This window comes from Corynebacterium marquesiae (assembly GCF_030229635.1).
In the GTDB taxonomy this organism is placed as follows: Bacteria; Actinomycetota; Actinomycetes; order Mycobacteriales; family Mycobacteriaceae; genus Corynebacterium; species Corynebacterium marquesiae.
The window spans coordinates 39,248-61,844 of sequence record NZ_JASPII010000001.1; the positions used below are offsets into that span (position 1 = coordinate 39,248).

The 22,597-nt window shown below is 58.2% G+C and carries 20 protein-coding genes and 1 tRNA gene; 7 read left to right on the plus strand and 14 right to left on the minus strand.

Annotated elements, in window-relative coordinates; all coding sequences use genetic code 11:
• Positions 1–66 precede the first annotated feature (66 nt).
• Together QP971_RS00185 and polA are read right to left on the minus strand one after the other, a co-directional pair.
• Positions 67–1,026, minus strand: coding sequence for a DNA glycosylase AlkZ-like family protein (locus QP971_RS00185; protein WP_284810455.1), 960 nt, complete (start codon positions 1,024–1,026; stop codon positions 67–69).
• The gene (polA, locus tag QP971_RS00190) at positions 1,010–3,658 is read right to left on the minus strand and encodes a DNA polymerase I (RefSeq protein WP_284810456.1); all 2,649 of its coding nucleotides are present in this window, start codon (positions 3,656–3,658) and stop codon (positions 1,010–1,012) included. Before polA ends, QP971_RS00185 begins: the two co-directional genes overlap by 17 nt.
• Before the next feature lie 150 nt (positions 3,659–3,808).
• Here polA and QP971_RS00195 point away from each other — a divergent pair.
• A tRNA-Leu gene (locus tag QP971_RS00195) sits at positions 3,809–3,882 on the plus strand.
• A gap of 52 nt (positions 3,883–3,934) precedes the next feature.
• Here the strand turns inward: QP971_RS00195 and QP971_RS00200 are convergent.
• Positions 3,935–6,118 (minus strand): LamG-like jellyroll fold domain-containing protein, encoded by a 2,184-nt coding sequence (locus QP971_RS00200; protein WP_284810458.1) that lies wholly within the window; start codon positions 6,116–6,118, stop codon positions 3,935–3,937.
• 425 nt (positions 6,119–6,543) lie between these two features.
• Between QP971_RS00200 and QP971_RS00205 the strand changes: the two genes are divergently transcribed.
• The 4 genes from QP971_RS00205 to QP971_RS00220 are packed head-to-tail and all read left to right on the plus strand — an operon-like array spanning position 6,544 to position 9,977.
• Positions 6,544–7,380, plus strand: coding sequence for a DUF368 domain-containing protein (locus QP971_RS00205; protein WP_284791292.1), 837 nt, complete (start codon positions 6,544–6,546; stop codon positions 7,378–7,380).
• Positions 7,380–8,267: an ABC transporter substrate-binding protein gene (locus QP971_RS00210; protein ID WP_284810459.1), complete on the plus strand. Its 888-nt coding sequence runs from the start codon at positions 7,380–7,382 to the stop codon at positions 8,265–8,267. The genes QP971_RS00205 and QP971_RS00210 overlap by 1 nt, the downstream gene beginning before the upstream one ends.
• Positions 8,260–9,213, plus strand: coding sequence for an amino acid ABC transporter permease (locus QP971_RS00215; protein ID WP_150851377.1), 954 nt, complete (start codon positions 8,260–8,262; stop codon positions 9,211–9,213). Before QP971_RS00210 ends, QP971_RS00215 begins: the two co-directional genes overlap by 8 nt.
• Positions 9,213–9,977, plus strand: a complete 765-nt coding sequence (locus QP971_RS00220) for an amino acid ABC transporter ATP-binding protein (protein ID WP_049377109.1) — start codon at positions 9,213–9,215, stop codon at positions 9,975–9,977. Before QP971_RS00215 ends, QP971_RS00220 begins: the two co-directional genes overlap by 1 nt.
• An 88-nt stretch (positions 9,978–10,065) precedes the next feature.
• Here the strand turns inward: QP971_RS00220 and QP971_RS00225 are convergent, their stop codons facing one another.
• From QP971_RS00225 to QP971_RS00260, 8 genes are read right to left on the minus strand one after another with little or no spacing between them, the layout of a single operon-like run.
• The gene (locus QP971_RS00225) at positions 10,066–10,809 is read right to left on the minus strand and encodes a sulfite exporter TauE/SafE family protein (RefSeq protein WP_239272986.1); all 744 of its coding nucleotides are present in this window, start codon (positions 10,807–10,809) and stop codon (positions 10,066–10,068) included.
• On the minus strand, positions 10,806–11,279 hold the full coding sequence (gene coaD / locus QP971_RS00230) for a pantetheine-phosphate adenylyltransferase (protein WP_005323291.1): 474 nt from the start codon (positions 11,277–11,279) through the stop codon (positions 10,806–10,808). Before coaD ends, QP971_RS00225 begins: the two co-directional genes overlap by 4 nt.
• Positions 11,280–11,305: 26 nt before the next feature.
• Positions 11,306–11,887 (minus strand): 16S rRNA (guanine(966)-N(2))-methyltransferase RsmD, encoded by a 582-nt coding sequence (rsmD, locus tag QP971_RS00235; protein ID WP_284810461.1) that lies wholly within the window; start codon positions 11,885–11,887, stop codon positions 11,306–11,308.
• Entirely contained in the window at positions 11,888–12,100 is a 213-nt protein-coding gene (locus QP971_RS00240) for a biotin/lipoyl-containing protein (protein WP_049377113.1), read from the minus strand.
• A 19-nt stretch (positions 12,101–12,119) separates the two neighbouring features.
• Positions 12,120–14,252 carry an ATP-dependent DNA helicase RecG gene (locus QP971_RS00245; RefSeq protein WP_284810463.1) on the minus strand — a complete coding sequence of 711 codons (2,133 nt, stop codon included), beginning with the start codon at positions 14,250–14,252 and terminating at the stop codon, positions 12,120–12,122.
• A 2-nt stretch (positions 14,253–14,254) separates the two neighbouring features.
• Positions 14,255–15,598, minus strand: coding sequence for a DAK2 domain-containing protein (locus QP971_RS00250; protein ID WP_284810464.1), 1,344 nt, complete (start codon positions 15,596–15,598; stop codon positions 14,255–14,257).
• Positions 15,599–15,608: 10 nt separating this feature from the next.
• Positions 15,609–16,247 (minus strand): uracil-DNA glycosylase, encoded by a 639-nt coding sequence (locus QP971_RS00255; protein WP_284810465.1) that lies wholly within the window; start codon positions 16,245–16,247, stop codon positions 15,609–15,611.
• A gap of 2 nt (positions 16,248–16,249) precedes the next feature.
• Positions 16,250–17,287 carry a thiamine-phosphate kinase gene (locus tag QP971_RS00260; protein ID WP_239272980.1) on the minus strand — a complete coding sequence of 346 codons (1,038 nt, stop codon included), beginning with the start codon at positions 17,285–17,287 and terminating at the stop codon, positions 16,250–16,252.
• Here QP971_RS00260 and QP971_RS00265 point away from each other — a divergent pair.
• Positions 17,235–18,134: a DUF3515 domain-containing protein gene (locus QP971_RS00265; RefSeq protein ID WP_269953432.1), complete on the plus strand. Its 900-nt coding sequence runs from the start codon at positions 17,235–17,237 to the stop codon at positions 18,132–18,134. The two genes, QP971_RS00260 and QP971_RS00265, sit on opposite strands and share 53 nt — an antisense overlap.
• Before the next feature lie 13 nt (positions 18,135–18,147).
• Here QP971_RS00265 and QP971_RS00270 read toward each other — a convergent pair whose 3' ends face one another.
• Both QP971_RS00270 and QP971_RS00275 read right to left on the minus strand, forming a co-directional pair.
• Positions 18,148–19,209 (minus strand): D-alanine--D-alanine ligase family protein, encoded by a 1,062-nt coding sequence (locus QP971_RS00270; RefSeq protein ID WP_284810466.1) that lies wholly within the window; start codon positions 19,207–19,209, stop codon positions 18,148–18,150.
• Between the two features lie 22 nt (positions 19,210–19,231).
• Positions 19,232–20,230, minus strand: a complete 999-nt coding sequence (locus QP971_RS00275) for an NAD(P)H-dependent glycerol-3-phosphate dehydrogenase (RefSeq protein ID WP_284810468.1) — start codon at positions 20,228–20,230, stop codon at positions 19,232–19,234.
• 161 nt (positions 20,231–20,391) lie between these two features.
• On the opposite strand from QP971_RS00275, the gene QP971_RS00280 reads away from it, so the two are divergent.
• On the plus strand, positions 20,392–21,390 hold the full coding sequence (locus QP971_RS00280) for an NUDIX hydrolase (protein ID WP_284810469.1): 999 nt from the start codon (positions 20,392–20,394) through the stop codon (positions 21,388–21,390).
• Positions 21,391–21,492: 102 nt separating this feature from the next.
• Here QP971_RS00280 and QP971_RS00285 read toward each other — a convergent pair whose 3' ends face one another.
• Positions 21,493–22,404, minus strand: a complete 912-nt coding sequence (locus tag QP971_RS00285; RefSeq protein ID WP_284810470.1) for a YciC family protein — start codon at positions 22,402–22,404, stop codon at positions 21,493–21,495.
• Positions 22,405–22,597: the final 193 nt, after the last annotated feature.

The window sequence follows — 22,597 nt, forward strand, 5'->3', positions numbered from 1 at the left end:
TTCCCTTCTTAGTTTCTCCATTTGCACGCATAAATTCCTCCGCACAGAAAAGGCTACCTAAAAAACTTAGCGCGCATTCCGCCACAGTTTCTGAACTTTCCGCTCAGCATAGCCCGGTATGCCCAAATCCTCGATAGCTTGCTTATTCCACGTCCCACAAACTTGGCTGTCCACCACAATGGCGCGGCGAAATACACCGCGGTTTCCAGGGGCAAGTATCTCGTGAACCTCTGAAGTCATTGCGAATAACCGATCTCGGTATCCCAAGATGTACTCGTCGAAAGCCCCCAACAAGAACACCGAACGCTTTCTTCGCGCCTCGGCCATATCTATTACTTCTAACGAGACAAAGTCCTGGGATTCTTCCCCACACCGCACGATATCCGGCGGAAGGTTTTCAGCTGCTGGCTTTATTAGTCTTTGCGGTAGCTTTGTCCACCAAGCAAAGTCCGGCAGCGTCGCTGGGCCATGAGTGCGGAAATACCGGACCATTAGGTCAGCGGTAGCTGCGACCTTGTCTCCATTGAAAGCTTCGTCTATCCCCGGCAGCTCCACTGGTGTGATGAGCTGCTCGGCTCCACAGTAGACGGCGTGACCGCTTTCCATTGCTACGCGCACAACGTGCCAGAAGGGCACTTCAGGCAACGCTGTGGTCGCCCGTTCCTTAAGCTCGGCACGCGAAAGCGGACGATCGATGAGCTCGGCCACCTTTGCTCGCAACTCTGCGTCCCCCTTGCGCCCTTTAGCGCACAGTTCAGTTATCCAGCCTATGTCCTTGACAGAAGCCGCGAAAAGGGTATTGCGCATGGGATATCCACGCACAATGTTTCCTGCATCCGAGTGGTCTTTCGCCCGCAAGGCCAGTGACCGGTGCACAGAATGCAGGTCCTGGCCTTGTATTACACCGAAGGCGCGAACCACCTCCTCAGCACTCTCCCACCGCGGCACGGTTAGGCCTTGCGAGGCGAGCCTAAGGCGCGCCTTTTCTCGGCGGGAGAAAGTAACCGAGCTAGTGGGCTGCGGCATCCCAATCCTTACCTGCACCGGCGGAGACCTCTAGAGGCACGTTGAGCTCGATGGCAGAGTCCATCTCTCGTTCGAGAATCTCTCGAACCGTGTCGGCCTCACCGGGGGCGACTTCGACTACCAATTCATCGTGTACCTGAAGCAGCACGCGAGACTTCATTCCTTGCAGTGCGCGGTCCACGCGAATCATCGCCACCTTAATAATGTCCGCGGCAGTGCCCTGAATCGGTGCATTAAGCGCTGCGCGCTCCGCGTTCTCGCGCGCTAGGCGGTTATCGGAGTTGAGCTCTGGCAAGTAGCGGCGACGGCCAAAGAGCGTTGCCGTGTAGCCATCCTTGCGAGCTTGGACCACCACTTCATCGAGGTACTTCTTCACGCCGCCAAAGCGCTCAAAGTAGCTTTCCATGATGGACTTTGCCTCCCCCGCCGGAATGCCTAATTGCTGGGATAGACCGAAAGCGGAAAGTCCGTATACCAACCCATAAGACATGGCCTTAACCCGGCGGCGCAGCTCGGGTGTCACTTGGTCAACGGGGACGTCAAAGACTCGAGAGCCAACATAGTTATGCAGGTCTTCGCCGTCCTTATAGGCCTCGATGAGGCCCGGGTCAGCGGAGAGGTGTGCCATGACACGCATCTCAATCTGCGAGTAGTCCGCGGTCATAAGTTCTTCGTAGCGCTCGCCTACGACAAACGCGGAGCGAATCTGTCGGCCAGCTTCGGTGCGCACCGGAATATTCTGCAGATTTGGCTCGGTAGAAGACAGGCGGCCAGTCGATGTCACCGTCTGATTAAACGTGGTGTGGATGCGCCCATCCGGCTGCACGGTTTTGATTAGACCTTCGAGGGTGGTCTTCATCTTCTGGTACTCACGGTGAGCCAAGAGGTGGTCTAAGAACGGGTGGGGATTCTTAGCCGCGAGTTGTTCAATCTCCTTGGCCGCGGTGGAATAGCCCGTCTTCGTCTTCTTGGTCTTGGGCAGCTCAAAAGTCTCAAAGAGCACGGTTTGCAGCTGCTTCGGCGAGTTAAGGTTGAGTTTGTCATCGTCGGCAAGCTCACGGGCGGCGCGCTCTTGTTCGGCGACCTGCTCTACAAAGGCATCCTTTTGCGTTTCGAGAATGTCAACGTCAACGGCGATTCCGGTAGCCTCCATGCGCGCCAGGATGGTTACCAGCGGCAACTCGAGGTCGGTATAGAGCTCAAAAGAGTCAATCTCCTGTAGCTCCGCAGTGAGCCGTTCTGCCAGCTCCATAATTGCCGCGGCCTGGTCAACCAGGGAGGAATTATCCAAAAGAGACAGCTGCTCCGTGGCGGCGCCGAGCGTCTTTTGGAGGTGGCGCTGGTAGACGTCGGCAAGCGCGTAAGTGCGCTGACCTGGGCGAAGAAGGTAGGCGGCAAGGGCTGTGTCATGGGCAATGCCAGCCAGCTCAATCCCACGACCGGCAAGCATATGGAAGGCCGCCTTTGCCTCGTGGAAATACTTCGGCGTATCAGACGCTAACCACTGAGCCAAGGCCTTATCGTCCTCGGCAGAAAGATCGCCCAGCTCCACTTGCAGGCCGTGACGGTCTTGGTCCACGAAAGCAATCGCCGAAGCGTCGCCCTGTCCCGGGGTTCCCTCGCCTTGGACATACACCGCGACATGCTCTCGGCCGGGCAGCCACTGGGACAAAGGCTCGTCATCGATGACCGTCTCTAGCTCTTGGACTTCCTCGGACTGCTCCGCTGCCTCAGCGCCATCATTGGGAATGGCAGCCAGTACGCGATCGCGCAGGTTGGTACCAAACTCCAGGTCGTCGAACTTGGCCGCTACATCGGCGACCTTGGCTTCCTTAAAGGCCAAGTCATCGGGGCCGACCTCTAGATCCATGTCCGTAATCATCTGGGTGAGCTTGCGATTCATCTGCACCTGTTCAATGCGCTCGCGGAAGTTATTGCCTACCACACCCTTAATTTCCTCCGCGTGCTCTACCAAGGATGCCAAGTCCCCATACTTGACTATCCACTTGGTGGCGGTCTTCTCACCTACCTTTGGGATGCCCGGCAAATTATCGGAAGGATCGCCACGCAACGCGGCAAAGTCTGGGTACTGCGCGGGGGTGAGACCGTACTTCTCTTCTACCGCGGAAGGGGTAAAGCGGTGGAGCGTGGATACGCCCTTCATGGGATAGAGCACCGTCGTGGACTCATTAACCAACTGCAGGTAGTCACGGTCGCCGGTAACGATGAGAGTCTCATAGTCCTGTGCCTCGGTTGCGAGAGTAGCCAGAATGTCATCGGCCTCGAAGTTCTCACGAGAGAGGGTGGTAATGCCCAGTACCTCGAGCACCTCGCGAATGAGGTCTACCTGACCCTTGAACTCCTCCGGCGCGGCCTCGCGCTGGGCCTTATAGTCTGGGAACATCTCAGTGCGGAAGGTCTTGCGCCCCACGTCGAATGCCACCGCAATGGCGTCGGGGGTCTCTTCCGCCACGATATTAGAGAGCATCGATAAGAAGCCATACACGGCATTGGTGTGCTGACCTCCTGAGGTAGAGAAATTATCCACCGGCAGGGCATAGAAGGCGCGAAAGGCCATAGAGTGGCCGTCAATGAGCAGAAGTCGAGGCTGATTAGTAGTCACCTGCCCCATCCTAGAGAAGCACGCCGACATCCGAACACCCCGGTGCAGATTTTGTGGATGACGTGGTCATTCCCCCGCCGCCCCCTACCCAATTAGGAATTCGCCTAGTGCCTGCGCTACTATTTTCACAGTCAAAGGCAGACAGCCTTTACACTGTGCGCCCCTGTAGCCCAATTGGCAGAGGCAACGGATTCAAAACCCGTCCAGTGTGAGTTCGAGTCTCACCAGGGGCACGACTAGAAAAGACCTCGGTTTCCACTAAGTTAGGAAACCGAGGTCTTCGCTTTAGCCCAGTTCAGGCAGCGTTGGCAGGTGATACTTGCGCAGGAGCGCGTTGATATCTGGGATCGAGGCCTTTAGTTGCGGCAGGGCCAGGCCGATGAGTCCGGCCACGCCTGCGATGCCGAGGATTGCTCCCAACATGGCGGGTTTTGAGCTTATTCTGGAGCTCAATGCGGAGCTCCCCGTGGCAGGTTGCGTGGTATCGGCCGGCTTGCCGGAATCATGCGCACGGGCGGTAAGCCATTCCTCCTTGCCCAGAACACCTTGGGTCAGTCGGGTTTCACCAATCCAGCCGTACCAGGGGTCCTGCGGGCGCTGGTTATCAAAGCCGCCGCCCATAACCCACTGCAGGTCACGCGGGAGAAGGCCTTCGGCACCTACGGCATTGCGCAAGATAGGCGCGCCGTTGATGAACATCTCCACGCTATCGCGCTGCGGATCGTTGACCACGGCGATGTGCATCCACTCGTTCTTGGGCACCTCGTGGGACCATACGGTAGAACCGCTTCCCTGCTTCGGCTCCGCCCACCAGCGCAGCTCGCGGAGGTTGGAGATACCAAACATGACGGTGGGGTCCGTGTCATCAGAGCCGTCGACCAATTTATTAATGGCAGAGTCGCGGCTCAGCGCGCTTCCCCAGCCATGTTGTGCGCCATTGAAATCTTTAGGAATCTTGACGAAGGATTCGAAGGTGTACCCCTTGGTGGTATCCACATTATTTGCAGGCGCGTCCTTGTCGGTGCGGAACTCGGCATTGCCTACCTTGCCTGCTGGGTCGGACCAAAAGAGGGAGCCGGCATCTGAAGACAGCGGGTGGTGGTCAGAGCTATAGGTCACTCGATCGCCTAGCATGGCGCCAGAGCGATGCAGGTCGCTGCCGGAATCGCTGGCAATATCGGGGATGGTGGTGCCACGGTCGGCAGGGGCGCCGTCGGCAAGCGCATGGCCATCCTTGTCCTGGGCCTGGCCTGGGCGCCAGTGAAATACGGTGTGGTCGTTCTTGGCAAAGTCATCCGCACCCTTGGGAAGCTCGTCTTCCGCAATGGTATAGGGCCTAAAGCCTTCAGCGGCGATGTCACGTGCACGCTGTGCTAGGTCCGGCTGGTGGCCCTCGCCCACGGTGAAATCCGGGGAAAAGGAAGAAAAGCGCTGCTCAAAGTCGAACGGAATGGCGTAGCTATCGCCCTTATCATCTAGGGTGAGCTTGTCGAACTGCGTCAGCTCCTCGTGCGGCTTCTGCGCCACCCACGGAGAGAGCGCGGTCATTTCCAATTGCTTGCCGGAAAGGTCGAACTCGAGCACTCCTAGCAGACCATTTCCGCCCTGGTAAGCCATCTGATAGTCCTGCAAGATGGAGACGACGTCATGGCCGGCATCGTTCTTATCCACGCGGTAGCCCGCACCATGGTGGTGGCCGCCCATCACCAGGAAAATCTGGTCGTTGCGCTTGATGAACTTATCCCATAACCCCTTGCCGTAGTCATCGGAATAGAAGACGTCTCCTTCACCATCGATATTGAGGGCTTCGTGCGTCGTGACGATGACGGGGAGGTTGGGGTGCTTATCGATGATGCCTTGCGCCCACGCAAGGGCCTTATCATCGGCGCGCCAGCCCAGCGCAAGGTTGAGGTACTTCTGGCCCTCGGCTTCAAAGATGTGAGCCTCGGAGTCATTATTGATGGCCGTGTAGCGCTCTTGGAAGGTCTCCGGATTAGCGGCCTTGGCACGATCGGCACTAAACCACTTGTCATAAGGGTGAGCCGACGCACCCTCCACGTCCATATCGTGATTGCCGGGCAGGATGGAGTAGTTTAGATCCGAATCATCGAGGACCCGCATGGCCTTATCAGCCACCTGCCATTCGCCCTCCACGTTCCACTGGTCTACAACGTCACCCAGATGGGTGACAAAGTCCATGTTCAGCTCATCTTGGTGCTCCACCAACCATTGGGTTTGGGCCAAGTAGGGTTCGCTTCCATAACGAGCTTGGGCCAAGTTGCCGGTCTCCGGGGTGGAATAGCGCGAATAGAACTGGGTATCCGGCAAGACGCCGATGCTAAAGCGAGAGCCCTCGCTGGCCGATGCGCCCTCGGCCCCAACCTCCGCAGCGCTCGCCGCCGGTATAACAATGAGGTTTCCCACCACCGCGGTTGCAGTTAACGCAGGCAGGACGAAACGATTTTTCATAGAGAGTCCTTTATGACTGGAAAGGAAAGCTTGCACAGGGGAAATGGCGGGAATACGCGAGGGATTCTAGGGCGTGAATCTTTCAGCTAGTTGAAGCCCGCGTAAACATCAGACTGAATAATGGGAAACTTATGGTTTCTGCCAAAGAGAGCATTTGCCCGTGTGAGATTCCGCATATCCTGCCCCAAACTGCATAGTTGCATTGGGGTGCATTAAACTGACAGAATATTCATGAATACGGTTTTACCTCTACGGTTAGGGAGAAGATCCTCCCTAACCGCGGTAGGTAGATCACCGCCCTCTAATGAAAGATATGCATTACGCTTCACAGCGGTTCGCCTAACGTCCCCCTTCGGCACTTTTCTGCCACCTTGCTAGGCCAGTCGCTCTCCGCACCAGCCCCCTCCCAGGTAGATTTTTATTTTATGCAGTACATTTTGAACGCTATCCGCGGTGCCCTCATCGGCATGGCCGAGCTCGTACCGGGCATCTCCGGTGGCACCGTGGCACTCATCGTGGGCATTTATGAACGGGCAGTCCACAACGCCAACGATCTCATTTCCGGCCGCTTCAAAAAGGTCGAATGGAGCTTTCTTCTCTCCGTAGCTATCGGCATGTTTATTGCCGTTTTCGGAATGTCCACCGTGCTTTCTAACTTCGTGGATAATCATGTATCGGCTTCCGGAGCGCTATTTTTGGGCATGGTGGCTGTGTCCATTTTTGTGCCACTATCCATGCTTTCTAAGCAAGAGAGGCTGCGCCCCTCCTCTATCATCGCATTTATAATCGCCGCGATTGCCATCTTCTTTATCACCGGATTCACCTCCGAACCGCACGAGAACCCCAGCCTCATCGCGGTCTTCTTCGCCGCCGCCATCGCGGTCTGCGCACTTATCCTGCCGGGCATTTCCGGCTCGCTCATCCTGTTGACCATGGGCCTCTACCAGCCCATTATTGGAGCCGTCTCGGATCGTGACCTAGGCACTATCGCGGTCTTCGCGCTGGGTGCCCTGTGCGGCCTGGCGGCATTTATCAAGGTGTTGAACTTCCTGCTGGATCACCACCGCGCCCCGACCCTGATGGCTATGGCCGGTTTCATGCTCGGTTCTCTGCGCGCACTGTGGCCGTGGGGAGCTGACCAAGATGCCTCTAGCGGCATCATCATCGGCATGTTCATCCTCGGTGCACTCCTCGTCTCCGCGTTCATCGTCGTAGATACGAAGAAAGCCCGCGCTATAGATGAAAGGACGGCGCAAAAGTAATGCCGCGCTCGTTTTCTCGCCGCGCGATTATCGCCGCGGTCCTCGTCCCCACGCTGAGCCTAGGCGCCTGCGTCACCAACGAGGAAGATTCCACTCCGGACGGCTGGGAAGAACCCCATTCCGCAATGGTGCCGGAAATTGCCGCCATGTATGACGACAACGATGGCGTCCTCACTGCCGGAACTAACCCACCCTATGCCCCATTTCAGCTTAAGGATTCCCACGGGGCGCTCCAGGGCGTTGAACTCGATCTTGCTCACGCCGTTGCCGGCGTCTTGGGACTCGATTTCCAGCCCGTGGAACATGACTTCTCCATGATCTTGCCCGCCGTGCAATCGGGCCAGATTGATATGGGCGCATCCGGGTTCACGGATAACCCCGAGCGCCGAAATGAGTTCGACTTTGTAGATCATCTCTACGCCGGCATCCAGTGGGCCGAGCGAGTAGATGGCCCCAAGAAGGTTGACCCGGATAATCCTTGCGGCTTGACCGTTGCGGTGCAGCGCACCACGGTATCTGAAACCGACGATGTACGGCCCAAGAAGGATGCGTGCAACGGCGATCTCACGGTCTTGTCTTATGACACCGGTGACAACGCCGCGCTGGCGGTACTTATGGGACGCGCAGATGCCCTGTCCGCAGACTCCCCAGTAACGGCGTGGGCTGTGAATCGCTCCGAAGGAAAGATGCGGCAGGTAGGCGATATGTTCCAAGCATCGCCCTATGGCTTTGCCGTACCCAAGGATTCCGATTTGGGCAAGGCCTCTGCCGCGGCACTGCAACACCTCATCGAAACCGGTGAGTATGCAGAAATTTTGTCCCGCTGGGGCATCGAGGATGGCTTAATAGACCAGGCAATGATTAATGAAAGGCCGATCAATGGTTAATGAAAATGCGGCGACGCCAGCTACGGCAGAGCCTAAGGAAAAGCCCGCCAAAATCGAGGCACGACCTCTACGCCACCCGTGGCGCTGGGTATTCGCCGGCCTGCTTATCGTGCTCGGCGTGTGGTTCATCATCGCCTCCGCCCGCAATGAGGCTTTTGGCTGGGACACCTACTTCCAGTATCTCTTTGATAAGCGCATTGCGCTTGCCTCCCTGCACACCATTGCCATCACCATTTTGTCAATGATCATCGGCGTTGTGGGTGGTGCCATCCTTGCGGTTATGCGCATGTCCCCGAACCCGGTGCTGCGCAGCGTCTCCTGGATATTCCTCTGGGTCTTCCGCGGCACGCCGATCTATGTGCAGCTGGTGTTCTGGGGCCTGCTCTCCGCCATCTATCAGTCCATCAACCTGGGCTTTACCGAGGTATCTTTGCAGACGATCCTCACCAACGCTTTCTTCCTTGCGGTGATGGGCCTGGGGCTTAATGAAGCTGCCTATATGGCCGAGATTGTGCGCTCCGGTATCACCTCCGTTCCCGAGGGGCAGAAGGAAGCTTCCAAGGCACTCGGCATGTCCTGGTGGATGACCATGCGCCGCACCGTCCTTCCGCAGGCCATGCGCATTATCATTCCGCCTACAGGCAATGAATTCATTTCCTTGCTCAAGACCTCTTCCCTCGTGGTGGCCATTCCTTATACCGAGGAGATCTTCGGCCGCTCCACTGATATTTCCGCCGCCCTCTTCCAGCCCATCCCGCTGCTGCTGGTCGCAGCGTCCTGGTACCTCGTGGTTACTTCCCTACTGATGGTGGGACAGTACTTCCTGGAGCGCCGCTTTGAGCGCGGTGCCACCCGCGAACTCACCGGCCGCCAACTTGCTGCGCTGGCAGACGCTGAAGGCACCATCCCCCGCAACGTATCCGTGATTTCGGAGGCTAAAAACTAATGGCTACTCCCATGATTTCCGCCCAGAACGTCCATAAGTCCTTCGGACAGCTCGAGGTCCTCAAAGGCATTGACCTTGAGGTCCAGCCCGGCGAAGTGGCCTGCCTATTGGGTCCCTCGGGCTCCGGAAAGTCCACCTTCCTGCGCTGCGTCAACCACCTTGATAAGGCGACGGCGGGCCGACTCTACGTCGACGGCGAGCTGATTGGCTATCGCGAAAAGAACGGCACCCTTTATGAGATCAGCGAGAAGGAAGCCGCAGAGCAGCGCTCCGATATCGGCATGGTCTTTCAGTCTTTCAACCTTTTCCCCCACCGCACGGTGATTGAAAATATCATCGAGGCACCGGTGCAGGTGAAAAAGATTCCGGAAGAAACCGCCCGCGCCCGCGCTATGGAGCTGTTGGAAGACGTTGGCCTTGCTTCCAAGGCCAATAACTACCCGGTACAGCTCTCCGGCGGCCAGCAACAGCGCGTTGCCATCGCTCGTGCGGTGGCCATGGATCCTAAGCTCATGCTTTTCGACGAACCTACGTCCGCCCTCGACCCCGAGCTCGTCGGCGAAGTGCTGCGCGTTATGAAGGACCTCGCAGCCGAAGGCATGACCATGCTCGTAGTCACCCACGAGATGGGTTTTGCGCGCGAGGTAGCCGATAAGGTCTTCTTCATGGACGGCGGCGTTGTCATCGAGTCCGGCAGTCCAGCTGAGGTTTTGGATAACCCGCAACAGGCACGCACCAAGGACTTTTTGGCTTCGCTGCTGTAGCCCCCCCACTGCACTCAACAGAGTGCCTTCAGCCCGCCGTCTTTCAGCTAAAAGAGAGGACCGGCGGGCTTTGTCGTGATTCATTCCTCTACACCAGTGTTAAAAGACCCCGAATCAATGCGCTGGCCGCACCCAAGCTGGCGACGCTCAGCGAAAGCACGCGGGCTTTATCTCGTGGAACACGCTGGGCAATCCGGGTTCCGGCCCAAATTCCTACACACATGCCTAATACTCCCGCGGGCCACATCATCCAAGGCAGGCCATCAAAGTGTGCCGCACCTGTGAGAGTCTTGGTCATCACGGAGAAGAATCCGCCTACGACAAAAATCGGCTGCAGCGTGGCGGCGTAAACATGTTGGGGCCACTTTGCCGCCTGCGCATAGACGGTAATAACCGGGCCCGCAACGCCCGCCAAGGTATTGGTAAAGCCGCCGAGAATACCGGCGGAGATGGCAGGGCCTTTGCCCTCCATCGGCGGGACAAACTTCTTTCCAAAAGTGACCACCGCCAGTGCGGCCAGAAGCGCAGCACCCACCACAATCATGAGCCCTGCCGTGTCCATACGCCTAATGAGCAGCGCCGCGGCCAAGGAGCCAATCACCATGACTGGGGCTATTAGCCCGAACTTCTTCCAGCTCACATTCTCGCGCACGGAATAGGTGGTCAACATCGCGTTAACACAAGCCAGAACGTTGATGACTAGTATGCCTTCGACCGGCCCCATAATCAGCATGAGGATGGGACCGCCGATGAGACCGAGCCCCATTCCGGATACCCGTTGCAGTGTCGAACCAACGACAACGACGAGGAAAATAACCAGTGCGAGGCTCACTGACGGTATTTCTCCTTTACCGCACGACCTACGGATTCGGGGAACATACCCGTTACGTCGCCGCCAAACTTTGCTACCTGCTTACACAGCGAGGAACTGATATATCCGTACTTCTCGTCCGTGAGTAGGAAGACGGTATCGATACCGGAAAGGCGCCGGTTCATCTGCGCCATGGGCAGCTCATATTCATAGTCGAGAGAGCTTCGCAGTCCCTTCACCAAAACGTCCGCCCCATGCTCCGTGGTGTAATCCACCAAAAGCCCGGAGCAATAGTCCACCTTGATGGAAGAATCCACGCTCTGACGGATAAGTTCCATGCGCTCCTCCACGCTAAAGAGGCCGGAGGGCTTGTCTGGGTTACCGGTTACTAACACGGTGACCTCATCAAACATCTGGTTAGCGCGGTTGATGATATCGACGTGGCCTAAGGTGACGGGGTCAAAGGATCCAGGGCAGACGGCCTTAGTCATGCTACTTTCGCTTTCTTTTCAGTGGTTTAGTCTTCGGTGTCCTGGCTACCGGGGCGGGTATAAACCGCCATATCCATGCGTGCGATGCCAAAGGTGCGCTTCTTAAGCTTCTGGCCGGTGGGTTCAAAACCAACAGGCCACTCAGTATCCGCGGAATCAACATGGCGCTCAATTACTACCATTGCGCGATCGGTAAGCACTGGTTCGATGGCAGCAATGAGTTCATCCACTTCATCAAAAGCATAGGGCGGGTCCGCCAGCACCAGGTCAAAGTGTTTGCGCGGGGCACTAGCCAGGTAAGTGCTTACCTTCATCTCTTGCACACGCACGCCGGGATGCTTGACGACGCCCATGTTGTGCCGGATGATCTTTACCGCATCGGCCGAAGATTCCACCAGCACTGCTTCATCTGCCCCACGGCTCGCTGCCTCAAGGCCTAGGGCACCAGAGCCTGCAAAAAGATCGAGCACCGAAGATCCAGCAAAGCCCCAGCGTGCAGTGAGGGATGAAAACAGCCCTTCGCGGGCGCGGTCTGCAGTAGGCCGGGTTCCTTCTGCAGGCACTTTAATGGTGCGGCCGCGGGCTTCGCCGGCAATAATGCGCGTCATTTATGCTTCTCCAATCTCCATCAAAAGGTCTCCGCCCAGCACGTCACTAAAATCAGAGACCACGATACGGTAGACCTTTCCTGGTCCCGGGCTTTCTACGGGAGCCTCAAGCTTCGTGGCTTCAACGGTCGCAAGCGGTACTCCGGTATCAACAGTGTCTCCCACATTCACATGGCAGCGGACGATGCCCGCGAAGGGGGCGTAAATTTTCATGCTTCTAGGTTAACCCGTCTTAGTTCTTCTCCAAGTATTCCTGTTCGCTTTCGCTCAAATTGCGCGTGAGTTCCTCAGCCAACTCGGGATTGCGCAACACCATGGCGCGCGCATCCGCATGGGTGCGCTCCACAATGTCTTGGTCATCCGCCAAGTTCAGTAGCCGCAGTGTGCGATGCGTTCCGGACTGCATGGTGCCCAAGATGTCGCCTTCTTGGCGCTGGCGCAAATCAAGCTCGGCCAGTTCAAAACCCGAGGAAGTTTGGGCGATCTGAGTGATGCGACGGAAGGATGGAGTGTTATCGGCTGCCGTTGTGTGCAGAAGACAAATGGAGGCATTACCGCCTCGTCCCACGCGCCCGCGCAACTGGTGCAACTGGGAAACGCCGAATTGCTCGGACTCGCGAATGAGCATCACCGTGGCATTGGGAACATCCACACCTACCTCGATGACCGTCGTAGAGACCAAGATATCGATCTCTCCCCTAGCAAATGACGTCATTACCTCATCTTTATTGGGCATCTTTCCGTGCAAGATGGCTACGCGCAGTCCCTTAAACGGTCCGTTTTCTAGCTGCTGTGCAAGCTCTAGCACTCCGCCTTTGCCTTCAATGCGCGGGCAAACGATATAGGCCTGATGGCCGTGGGCCACCTCCTCGCGTATCCGCTCAAGGGCGCGCAGCACCCAGGTCGGCCGCCACTCGGCCACCACCGCTGATTGAATAGGTTTGCGACCACCGGGCAGCTCGGTCAGCGTTGATACAGCGAGGTCGCCAAAGACGGTCATCGCAATGGTGCGCGGAATCGGTGTTGCTGTCATCACCAGTACGTGGGGGCTGAGGCCTTCACGTGCCTTTAACCGCAGGCTATCGCGCTGCTCTACACCGAACCGGTGTTGCTCATCTACGACGACCAATCCCAGGTTAAAGAACTCCACGGTGTCTTGGATAATCGCATGGGTTCCAATGATGATGTCCGCGTCACCGGAGACAATATCCAATAAAGCCTGCCGCTTGTCCGCCGTACGCATGGAGCCGGTCAGGAGTACCACCTTGACCCCTTCGGGAACCGAGGTTCCAATGGAGGCAGTGTGTTGGGAAGCAAGTACTTCCGTAGGCGCCAACAGTGCGGCCTGCGTTCCTGCGTCGACAGCCTGCAACATAGCGCAGGTAGCCACCATGGTTTTGCCCGAGCCAACCTCGCCTTGCAACAAGCGCATCATGGGCAGCGGACGAGCCAGATCGTCTTCAATCTCGCTAATGACGCGACGCTGCCCTTCGGTCAGGTCAAAGGGCAGATGGCTCAGCAGTTCCTCGCGATAGCCGCCTAAGGTAGCCGGCATGGTAGAAGCGGTCCGGGCTTCGGCATCTCGCTGGCGCAATGCCATCACCAGACCAATAGACAGAGCCTCGTTGTACTTCAGCCGCTGAATCGCACGGTAGGGGCCTGCCTCCCCCGGCTCATGGATTTCCCGCACTGCCTTATCGAGGCTGATAATCATCTGATAATCCAGCGGTTCCGCAATCGGCGGGGTCTTAGATAGGACGTAGTGGATGGCGCCCATGATGTACCACGAGGTCACCTTGGACGTGGCTGGGTACACCGGTATCCATTCACGTTCCAAAAGGAGCTGGTCGAGCCTGCCAAACTGCGACAGGTTCCGCAGCGAGCCGGTGGCCTTTGGGCGGTGCTTCTTGCCGGACCCAGCCGCTGGCTGCCGGTAATCATCCAGTTCGCCATCGGGGCGACCGAAGGCATCGATCTCTACAAAGTCCGGCTGCTGTAATTGGGGTTGGTTACGGAAGAATTTGAGCTTGCCACTCATCATCACGCGCTGTCCGCGGTGCAACATCCGCATCACGTAATTGGCATTGAAAAACGTCGCAATGATGCTGCCATCGAGCTGCACATTGATGATGGTGGTCTTGCCCGAGTCATGGCGGGTGAATCCGGTAATAGTTCCGGTAACCGTGACGATATCGCCCTCGGCAGCGTCTCCTAGGCCGACGTCCTTGTTGTGGCGGATATAGTCTCGCGGATAGTGAGCTAAGAGCTCACCGCAGGTCTCATATCCCAATGCTTTGGTAATCTTCGCGGCGTCTTTCGCCGCAAGCACCTCTGTCAAAGGGCGGTTGTCCTGCCAGCCGAGCATTGCTATTCCACTCCGATTTCAGTTGCGATTTCCGGTACTTTCAGTGCCATAACATCTACGCGAAGCTGTTGAGCTAGTTCCTCCTGGTCTAGGTCTAAGGCGCTTAGGACTGTGACCTGCTCACCGCCTTCTGCCAAGAGATCGCGGCAAGTGGCAATGATTGACTGCGGGGTTTCCTGGCTCGGGTAAGCCACTCGCATGGACTTGGCAGCATCACGCATGGCAGCAACGACGGCACCAGTATCTGGGTTATCCGGTTCATAAACGGAAATCGCGGCTAAGGCTGCAACCAGCGATTGCGCGGGCACTACTCGCCCAGTAGCGGTCTGCGAACTCACCTCGGTGGCAAGAACGATGTCCTCGTCCCTAGCCGCAATAGGATCATCCGGAGATACCACGCTAACCCCCGCAGATGCCAGAAGATCGCTGATAGGCCCAGCCGGTGCGGCAGCAAACACTCGGCGAGCAATCGGCTCTTCGGAAACAGCTTCGGCGTAAGGAGGCAACACCTCCAGGTGCAGGTTGGTTACCTTTCCCGTACCAAAGGCGGTTTCAATGACCTTGCCTGCCTGGCGGGAGTGGATATGTACATTAGCGCTGTCCTCGGTGGCCCGAGCGATGACGAGGCTGTCTCCCAACGGGGCAATTGCTGCCTGCAGCGTGTCTATATCTCCCTCGAAGAAAAAGACCACTTCCAATTCAGTATCCGGCTCCGGTTCGGACAGGCCTGTGTGCCCGGTCGAGCCTTCAATTTCTGCGAGAAGAGACTCTAAAAGGATAACGAGGCCGGCGCCGCCGGCATCCACCACTCCTGCCTCGCGCAGGGCTGGCAATTGCGAAGGAGTGCGCTCGAGGGCCGTTTCCGCGGCAGCGATCGCGGCGCTCACAATACTGTGCAAGGTGGCGCCTGACTGCGCTTCAGCGTCGTCGGCGGCCTCGGCGGCTGCCTTCAGAACCGTGATGACTGTGCCTTCCACCGGCTCGGCGATGGCTCGGTCCACCAGCTCCACGGCCTGCTGCAGGGAGCGGGCAAAGACGTCGCCGTCGATAACTGAGTCCACAGTTGACTCGGCAACGCCGCGCAGAACCTGGGACAGCACCATTCCCGAGTTCCCGCGGGCACCACGCACCGCCCCGAGTGCAAGGGAGTCGGCGACATCGCCGCCATTGTCCAGCTCCGCAACCGCTGCCTCCATGGTGTGCGCCATATTCGAGCCTGTATCGGAATCCGGTACAGGAAAGACATTGAGCGCGTTGATCTCATCGCGGCGATGGGCTAATTCCCCCACGGCGCGGGTAGCCCAATTGCGCATTCCGTGGAAATCCAGCGTGCTGGGGTAGGACATGCGCAATAGTTTACAAGCGCCAGTCTATTTCCTGTGCGCCTTGGTCCCGCAAAAGGGCGTTTGCCCGGGAAAAGGGCTGAGAACCAAAGAAACCGCGGCTGGCAGATAGCGGCGAGGGATGTGGGGACTTGATACAAGGGACGTCGGGAAGAAAGCGCTCACACGCTTGCGCATCCCGGCCCCAGAGAATCGCGACCATGGGGCTGCGGTTGAGCGCGCGAATCGCAGCCTCGGTGATCTCTTCCCAGCCGATGCGGCCGTGCGACCCAGCCTGGCCTGGGGCTACCGTAAGCACTCTGTTGAGCAACAACACTCCCTGGTCTGCCCAGGCGCTCAGGTCACCATCCTCCCGGCCGTTGATACCCAGATCATCGTGCAGCTCGCGGTAAATATTAACCAAGGAACGCGGCGGTTTCACACCCGGGCGAGTCGAGAAGGCCATGCCCATGGCGTGTCCTGGTGTGGGATAGGGGTCTTGGCCCACGATGAGCACGCGGACCTTATCCAGCGGCATGCGCAACGCGCGGCAGACGTCCTCGGCCGGGGGCAGATAGTCTTGGCCCTCAAGAGCGTGAGAGATCTGCGGCCATTGCTCTTCTACTACCGGCGCCAGCACCGGTTCCCAGGAAGGGTGGTAGGTGGGGTGCATGGTTAAAAGCTCAGCCAGCCTTTCTGATAGCTCGGTGTGGTGCCTCCCAGCGTAACCCCGCAGCCGCGGGTTACGGTGCCAATCTTTCGGAATCCCGAGGGCGCGTCCTTTGCGGTCGTGCCGATGAGGGTGTGGTCTTCGCCGCCGCTGAGTACCCATTCCCACGGATCGCAGTCGAGTAAATCCGCGGCTTGGCACAGCAATTCTTCCGGTTGCAAGGCCTGCGGATCCAAGTCCATATGCACACAGGAGTGCTCGGCCATCGTAGTGCAGTCTTGAATCAGCCCGTCTGAGTTATCGGTCATTGCGGTCACCCCCGCGGCTCGGGCAATGACGCCGCGGCCGGGGTTGAGCCAGGGGGCACAGTGGGCGTCGATAAGCGGCTGCAGGTGCTCATGCCCTGCAGGCAGGTTCCGGCCGAAGCGCTGCAACAAGGCCAAGCCGGCGGCCGAGTGGCCGATCTTGCCGTGCGCTACCACCTGCTGACCTGCCCGCGCCCCGTCCAAAGTCAAGGCGGGAAGACTGCCGCCCAGGAAGCCTACGGCCGTGATATTAATGACCAAAAGATCGGACTTCGTAAGGTCACCGCCTACCAACTCGGCGTTATAGAAAGAGCTATGCTCCGCAATTCCCTCGGCAATGCCGCGCACGAAGGGCACCGGGGTATCACCTGGCGCGGCGATAGCAAGGAGGGCGGCCACCGGGCGAGCACCCATAGCTTCCACATCGGCAAAATTGCGCAAGATGGCCTTCTTGCCAATCTCGCGCGGGGTGGACCACTCGCGCAGGAAATGACGTCCCTCCACCATCAAATCAGTGGCCGTCACGGTGCGGGAATTCGGCGGCGCACTGGGCAGAACCGCGGCATCGTCTCCATTGAGCCCACTGGAGGCCACGGAGGTAATTTCCCGGATGGCGGCGCGTTCTCCCACATCTGCGAGAGTCTGAGTTAAGTTCACCAGCTTCCTTTCGATACTATGAGCCCTTATGACATCCCAATTTAACCGCACCGCGATCTTCATTTCACTTGGGTTGTCCATAGTGATGGTTCTAGCGGTCCTTTTCGGCGCAAAATACGTATTCAATAACGTCGCCAAAGCACCCGTGGCGGTCTCCCCCGTGGAGTCTAAGGAGGCAGACTCGCAAGCCTGCCGCAGCTTTATCGACGCCCTGCCGGACAAGGTGATGGATAAACCGCGGGCAGACATTGCCGATCCCGTGCCTTCTGGTGTCGCGGCTTGGGCCGCTACCTCAGACGATAAGGTCACCGTGCGCTGTGGCGTGGATATGCCTTTCCAGTACACCGAGTACTCCCAGACGCAGGACGTAGAGGGCGAACAGTGGTTCCAGGTGCGTGATGCCACCCCTGGCTCCAACCTCACCACCTGGTATGCGGCACAACGCTTCCCCATTGTCGCGGTCACTGCCTCCACTGATGCAGAGCCGGGCGAGCTTAACGACGCCCTCTCTTCCCTCGAAGAAAAGCCAGCCACCGCGCACGACGCGCCACTCAAGGCGCTCAAGGCGGGCAATGACCAGATGTGCGCCGAGGTGGACAAGGCCCTGCCTGATTCGGTGGCTGAGGGATACAACCGCCGCAAGGTAGAAGAAAAGAATACCTATGTGTGGAGCGCCGATGGCCGCGAAGACATCGTTGCGCGATGCGGCGTAGCCAAGCCGGAGAACTATCGCGCCGGAGTCAAGCTCCAGCAGGTTAACGATATTCCGTGGTTCGAGGACACTACCTTGGCTCATGGCACGACCGCAGGCACATGGTTTGCCCTCGGCCGCGAGGACTACCTTGCGCTACACGCCCCACAAGATGCCGCGCAGGCGGCACTGGTGGAAATCGGCGACGTGCTCGCAGAGCACACGACCGAAAAGTAGGCAGCGCTTAGGCCTACTTGGCTAGGGCCTGCTCGATAAGCGCCTCAAGTAGCGCCGGGTATTCCACCCCGGAAGCCGAGAGCACCTGCGGGTACATGGAGATCGGGGTAAAGCCCGGCAGGGTATTGATCTCGTTGATGTACACGGAGTCCTCGGTGACGAAGAAGTCGACTCGGGACAGGCCCTCACAGTTGAGCGCCTCGAAGGCGCGGATTGCCATGCCTCGTAGTTTCTCAGTCAGCTCAGGTGCGAACGGCGCCGGGATTTCGGCGGTAACCACATTGTCGAGGTACTTGGTGTCGAAGCCATAAAAGCCCTCGTCGGAATCATCGATGCCGGCGAGCAGCGCTGGGACGGAGGCCAGCAAGGTGCCATCGGCATAGTGAAGTACGCCGATTTCTACCTCTTGGCCAACGATTTCCGGCTCCACCAGGATCTTTTCGTCATCCTCGAGCGCCAAGTCGACGGCGGCGGGGAATTCCTCCCAAGTAGAGACCTTGGATACGCCAATGGAGGATCCACCGCGTGCGGGTTTTACAAAGACGGGCAGGCCTAGTCGCTGCTTTTCGTCCTCGCTTAGCTCGGTGCGGCCTTTGAGGATGACCTCGGGCGCTACTGGCAGGTCTGCGGCCGCCAGCACCTTCTTGGTAAATTCCTTATCCATGCCCACCGAGGACGCCAAGACCCCTGGGCCTACATAGGGCAGGCCGGAAAGCTCAAACAGTCCTTGGACTGTACCGTCCTCACCGAAGGGGCCGTGCAGAATGGGAAATACCACGTCGACCTCTGCGAAGAGCGTGCCGTCGGTGACGTTGTGGAATTGTCCCCTGGCATTGGGATCAAGAGAGAGGGTCAGCTCCGCACCTGGGCTGACCTCCGGCATAACGCCATCGACAATTTCTAAGCCCTCAGTGGTGCCGGGCGTCCACGTGCCCTCACGGGTGATACCGATGGGCACCACCTCGAACTTCTCTGGGTCGAGGTGGTTCATGATCGCGCCTGCGGACACGCAGGATACGGAGTGCTCGGTGCTACGGCCGCCATAGATAACGGCCACGCGGGTCTTTTCAGTCATGCCCGCAGATTTTACCCTCGACCTACTCCGACTTCTTGGACCGACCCATCAAAGCGATGATCATATCTTCCACTGCCATGCCCTCGTAGCACACGCCATAAACCGCGTGCGTGATAGGCATCTCTACCCCGGCCTGCTGGGCGAGGCGATAGATGGAGTCACAGGAGTAGACGCCCTCAGCGACCTGGCCATTGGTCGCGGCCTTGGCCTCTTCAATCGTGCCGCCTTGGCCCAGGCGGTAGCCAAAGGTGCGGTTGCGCGACAATGTCGAGGTGCACGTTGCCACCAAGTCGCCCATGCCTGCGAGGCCGGAGAAAGTAAATGGATCCGCCCCCAGCTCCACTCCCAGGCGAGTAATTTCCGCCAGACCGCGGGTGATGATGGTGGCCATGGTGTTATTGCCCAGCCCCTTGCCGGAGGCGATACCACAGGCCAAGGCGATGACGTTTTTGCAGGCGCCGCCGATTTCCGCGCCTATAACATCGGTATTGGTGTATGGCCGCAGGTACGGCGCGGCGACCGCTGCTTGCACGCGCTGAGCGCGGCCTTCATCGGAGCAGGCAATCACCGTGGCGGCCACTTGGCCGGCAGCAATCTCCTTGGCCAAGTTCGGGCCAGACAGTACCGCCACGCGGTCTGCTGGCACGCCGGCCGCATCCATAATGACCTCGCTCATTCGCTTGAGCGTGGCGGTCTCTACGCCCTTAGAAATGGAGACCAAGGTGGCGTCTTCCGGCAAGTGCGGCGCCCACTTTTCCACGTTGGCGCGCAAGGTTTGGGAGGGAACGCCGAACACGACGATGTCGGCAAGCGCCAGCGCTTCCGCATCATCATGGGTGGCCCTCACTGCGGCCGGCAGCCGGGTATCCGGCAAATAGTCCGGATTGGTGTGGGTCTCGTTGATGGCCTGCGCCAATTCCGCGCGGCGCGCCCACAGGCGAACATCATTTCCGGCGTCCGCAAAGACCTTGGCCAAGGTAGTGCCCCAAGAACCAGCACCCATCACGGCAACATTAACCATGGTGTCTCCTCCATACGTGCAAATCTATAACCCCAACCTTAAAGCATGCCCGTCCCACGTGGGGCGAGGATGCACAACGCGCCTTACCCGTGGGACAATGGGCGCTTAGACGTTGTTTTCAAACACCCAATTTCTGTGGAAAGGCCCCATGGAGGCAGACGATGCCCAATATTAAAAAGATGCACGAAACCGACAAGGATCAGCAGCACGAGGAGTTTATTTCCGGCCGCCACCAGGAAATCCCGGTGGACCCCGCCAAGGAATTCCACCGCACTACGCTTGCGGCCGGCGCCGTAATCTGGCGCGGGTCCCCGCAGGACCCAGAAATCGCGCTCATCCACCGCCCCCATTACGATGATTGGTCTCTGCCCAAGGGCAAGGTCGATCCCGGCGAATCCCTGCCCACTACCGCGGCCCGGGAAATCCTGGAGGAGACCGGCTTTAGCGTGCGTCTAGGCAAGCTCATCGGCAAGGTAACGTACCCAGTCCAGGGCCGCACTAAAGTGGTCTACTACTGGGTGGCCAAGTACCTAGGCGGAACCTATTCCGCCAATAGTGAAACCGATGAGCTACGGTGGCTGCCCATCGACGAAGCGCAAGACCTCCTGTCCTACGACGTTGATACCGCGGTAGTGGCCAAGGCGGCTAAGCGCCTACGCATCGCGCCCGCTACCCGCGTGCTTTATGTGCGCCACGCACGCGCGCATGAAAGCGGCAGCTGGCAAGGCGATGACAACCTGCGCCCACTGGATAAAAAGGGTCGCCGCCAAGCAGAGATGCTGGTTCCGATGCTGAGTGCCTTCCACCCCACCGCGATTTACTCGGCCTTGCCCCAGCGCTGCCAGCAGACAGCCGCCCCGCTTGCCGACGAACTGGGCAAGGACATCTCCATCAACAAAAACTTTGGTGACGAGGCCTGGGAGAACGACCCAGATGCAGCCAAGAAAGCTTTCCGCCGCGTGGTCAACGACGGCGGCGTTCCCGTCATCGTAAGCCAGGGCGCCACTATTCCTGGGATCATTGAAGACCTCGCCCCAAAGTTCCTCAAAAAGCCGGTGGACAAGCTGAAGTTCAAGAAAGCTTCTGTATGGGTCCTTTCCTTTAACAACGGCGAGCTGACCGGTGCCGATTACCTAGCTAGCCCGCTGCCGGTGCGCTAGCTGCTCGGCTCTTCCGCACGCTACGACTAAGGCCCTGCCTGCCACCTGATTCGGTGGACCGGCAGGGCCCTATTTGCGTGACTATCGTGCGGCTGCGGGTTTCTAACCGCGCAAGCCGAGCGTGCGACGGACGAAGAGAACCGAAATGAGTGTATTCAGCGCCGGGAACAAAATGGCGCCGACAATGGTAAAGCTCAGCACGGCGTACAGGACGGCAATCAGGACGGCCACCAAGATGGTCACTCCGACATTCTTCTTCGCGACCTCGATGGAAGCCCCAAAGGTCTCGCCAACGGATAGTTCAGGGCGTACGGCCTTAACAGCCGGCATCCAGGTAAAGAAGAAAGCGGCGAAGAGTCCCGGAATAACCAGGAGAATGAAGCCCAGGGAAATAACCAGGGACGAAAGCACATTCACCGCCATGAGACCGGCGACATTTTTAAAGCTCAGAAAGTCCTCTATCTCCAGCGTCCCGGTATCCACCTGTTTATTAGCAGCCTTGTACCAAGTGCTAACTGACCAAATAAGCACGAGGAACATAGCGATAAACGCTAGGACCATTATCGCAATGAGCCCACCGGTAAGCGCGGCATCGGAACCCGAGCCACTATTGGCTAGAGCATCAATGGATGCACCGCTGCCTGCTAGGACGGCGAACATTAGCAAATAGAGGATGAAGACAACTACCATCTGCACCAGCGGACCGAAAATCCACTGCGCCCAATTGCGGCCGAAATAGCGGAAGCTATCGCCGATTAACTGAATGGCGTCTACATCCCGGCCAAACAGGGAATCGTCTCCCGGATACGGGCTTCCGGCGTACCCAGGCTGGCCGTATTGCTGCTGTCCATATTGTTCCTGGCCGAACTGCTGTTGACCAAAGTGCTGTTGTCCGTAGCCAGACTGGCCATTCGCGTCGTGCCCACGAGATGCAGACTCATTGCCAGCTCCGGGATACTCTGCACCGTTGTTTCTTGAATTAAAGGAATCATTATTCGAATAGGGATTGCTCATAAATCTAAAGCTAGGGGCATACATTGGTGCGGGAAACTCGAGCAAGCAATTGTTACCTATACGTTACCGAGTTATACCCCCATTTACCCCAAGACGGAAGTTTAAAGTTCACGTGTGAGCGCAGGGCGCCCCTACGGCCTCTTCGCGTAGCAGGACTGTAGGGGCACTGCTGGCCCGTCGATCGCCATCGATT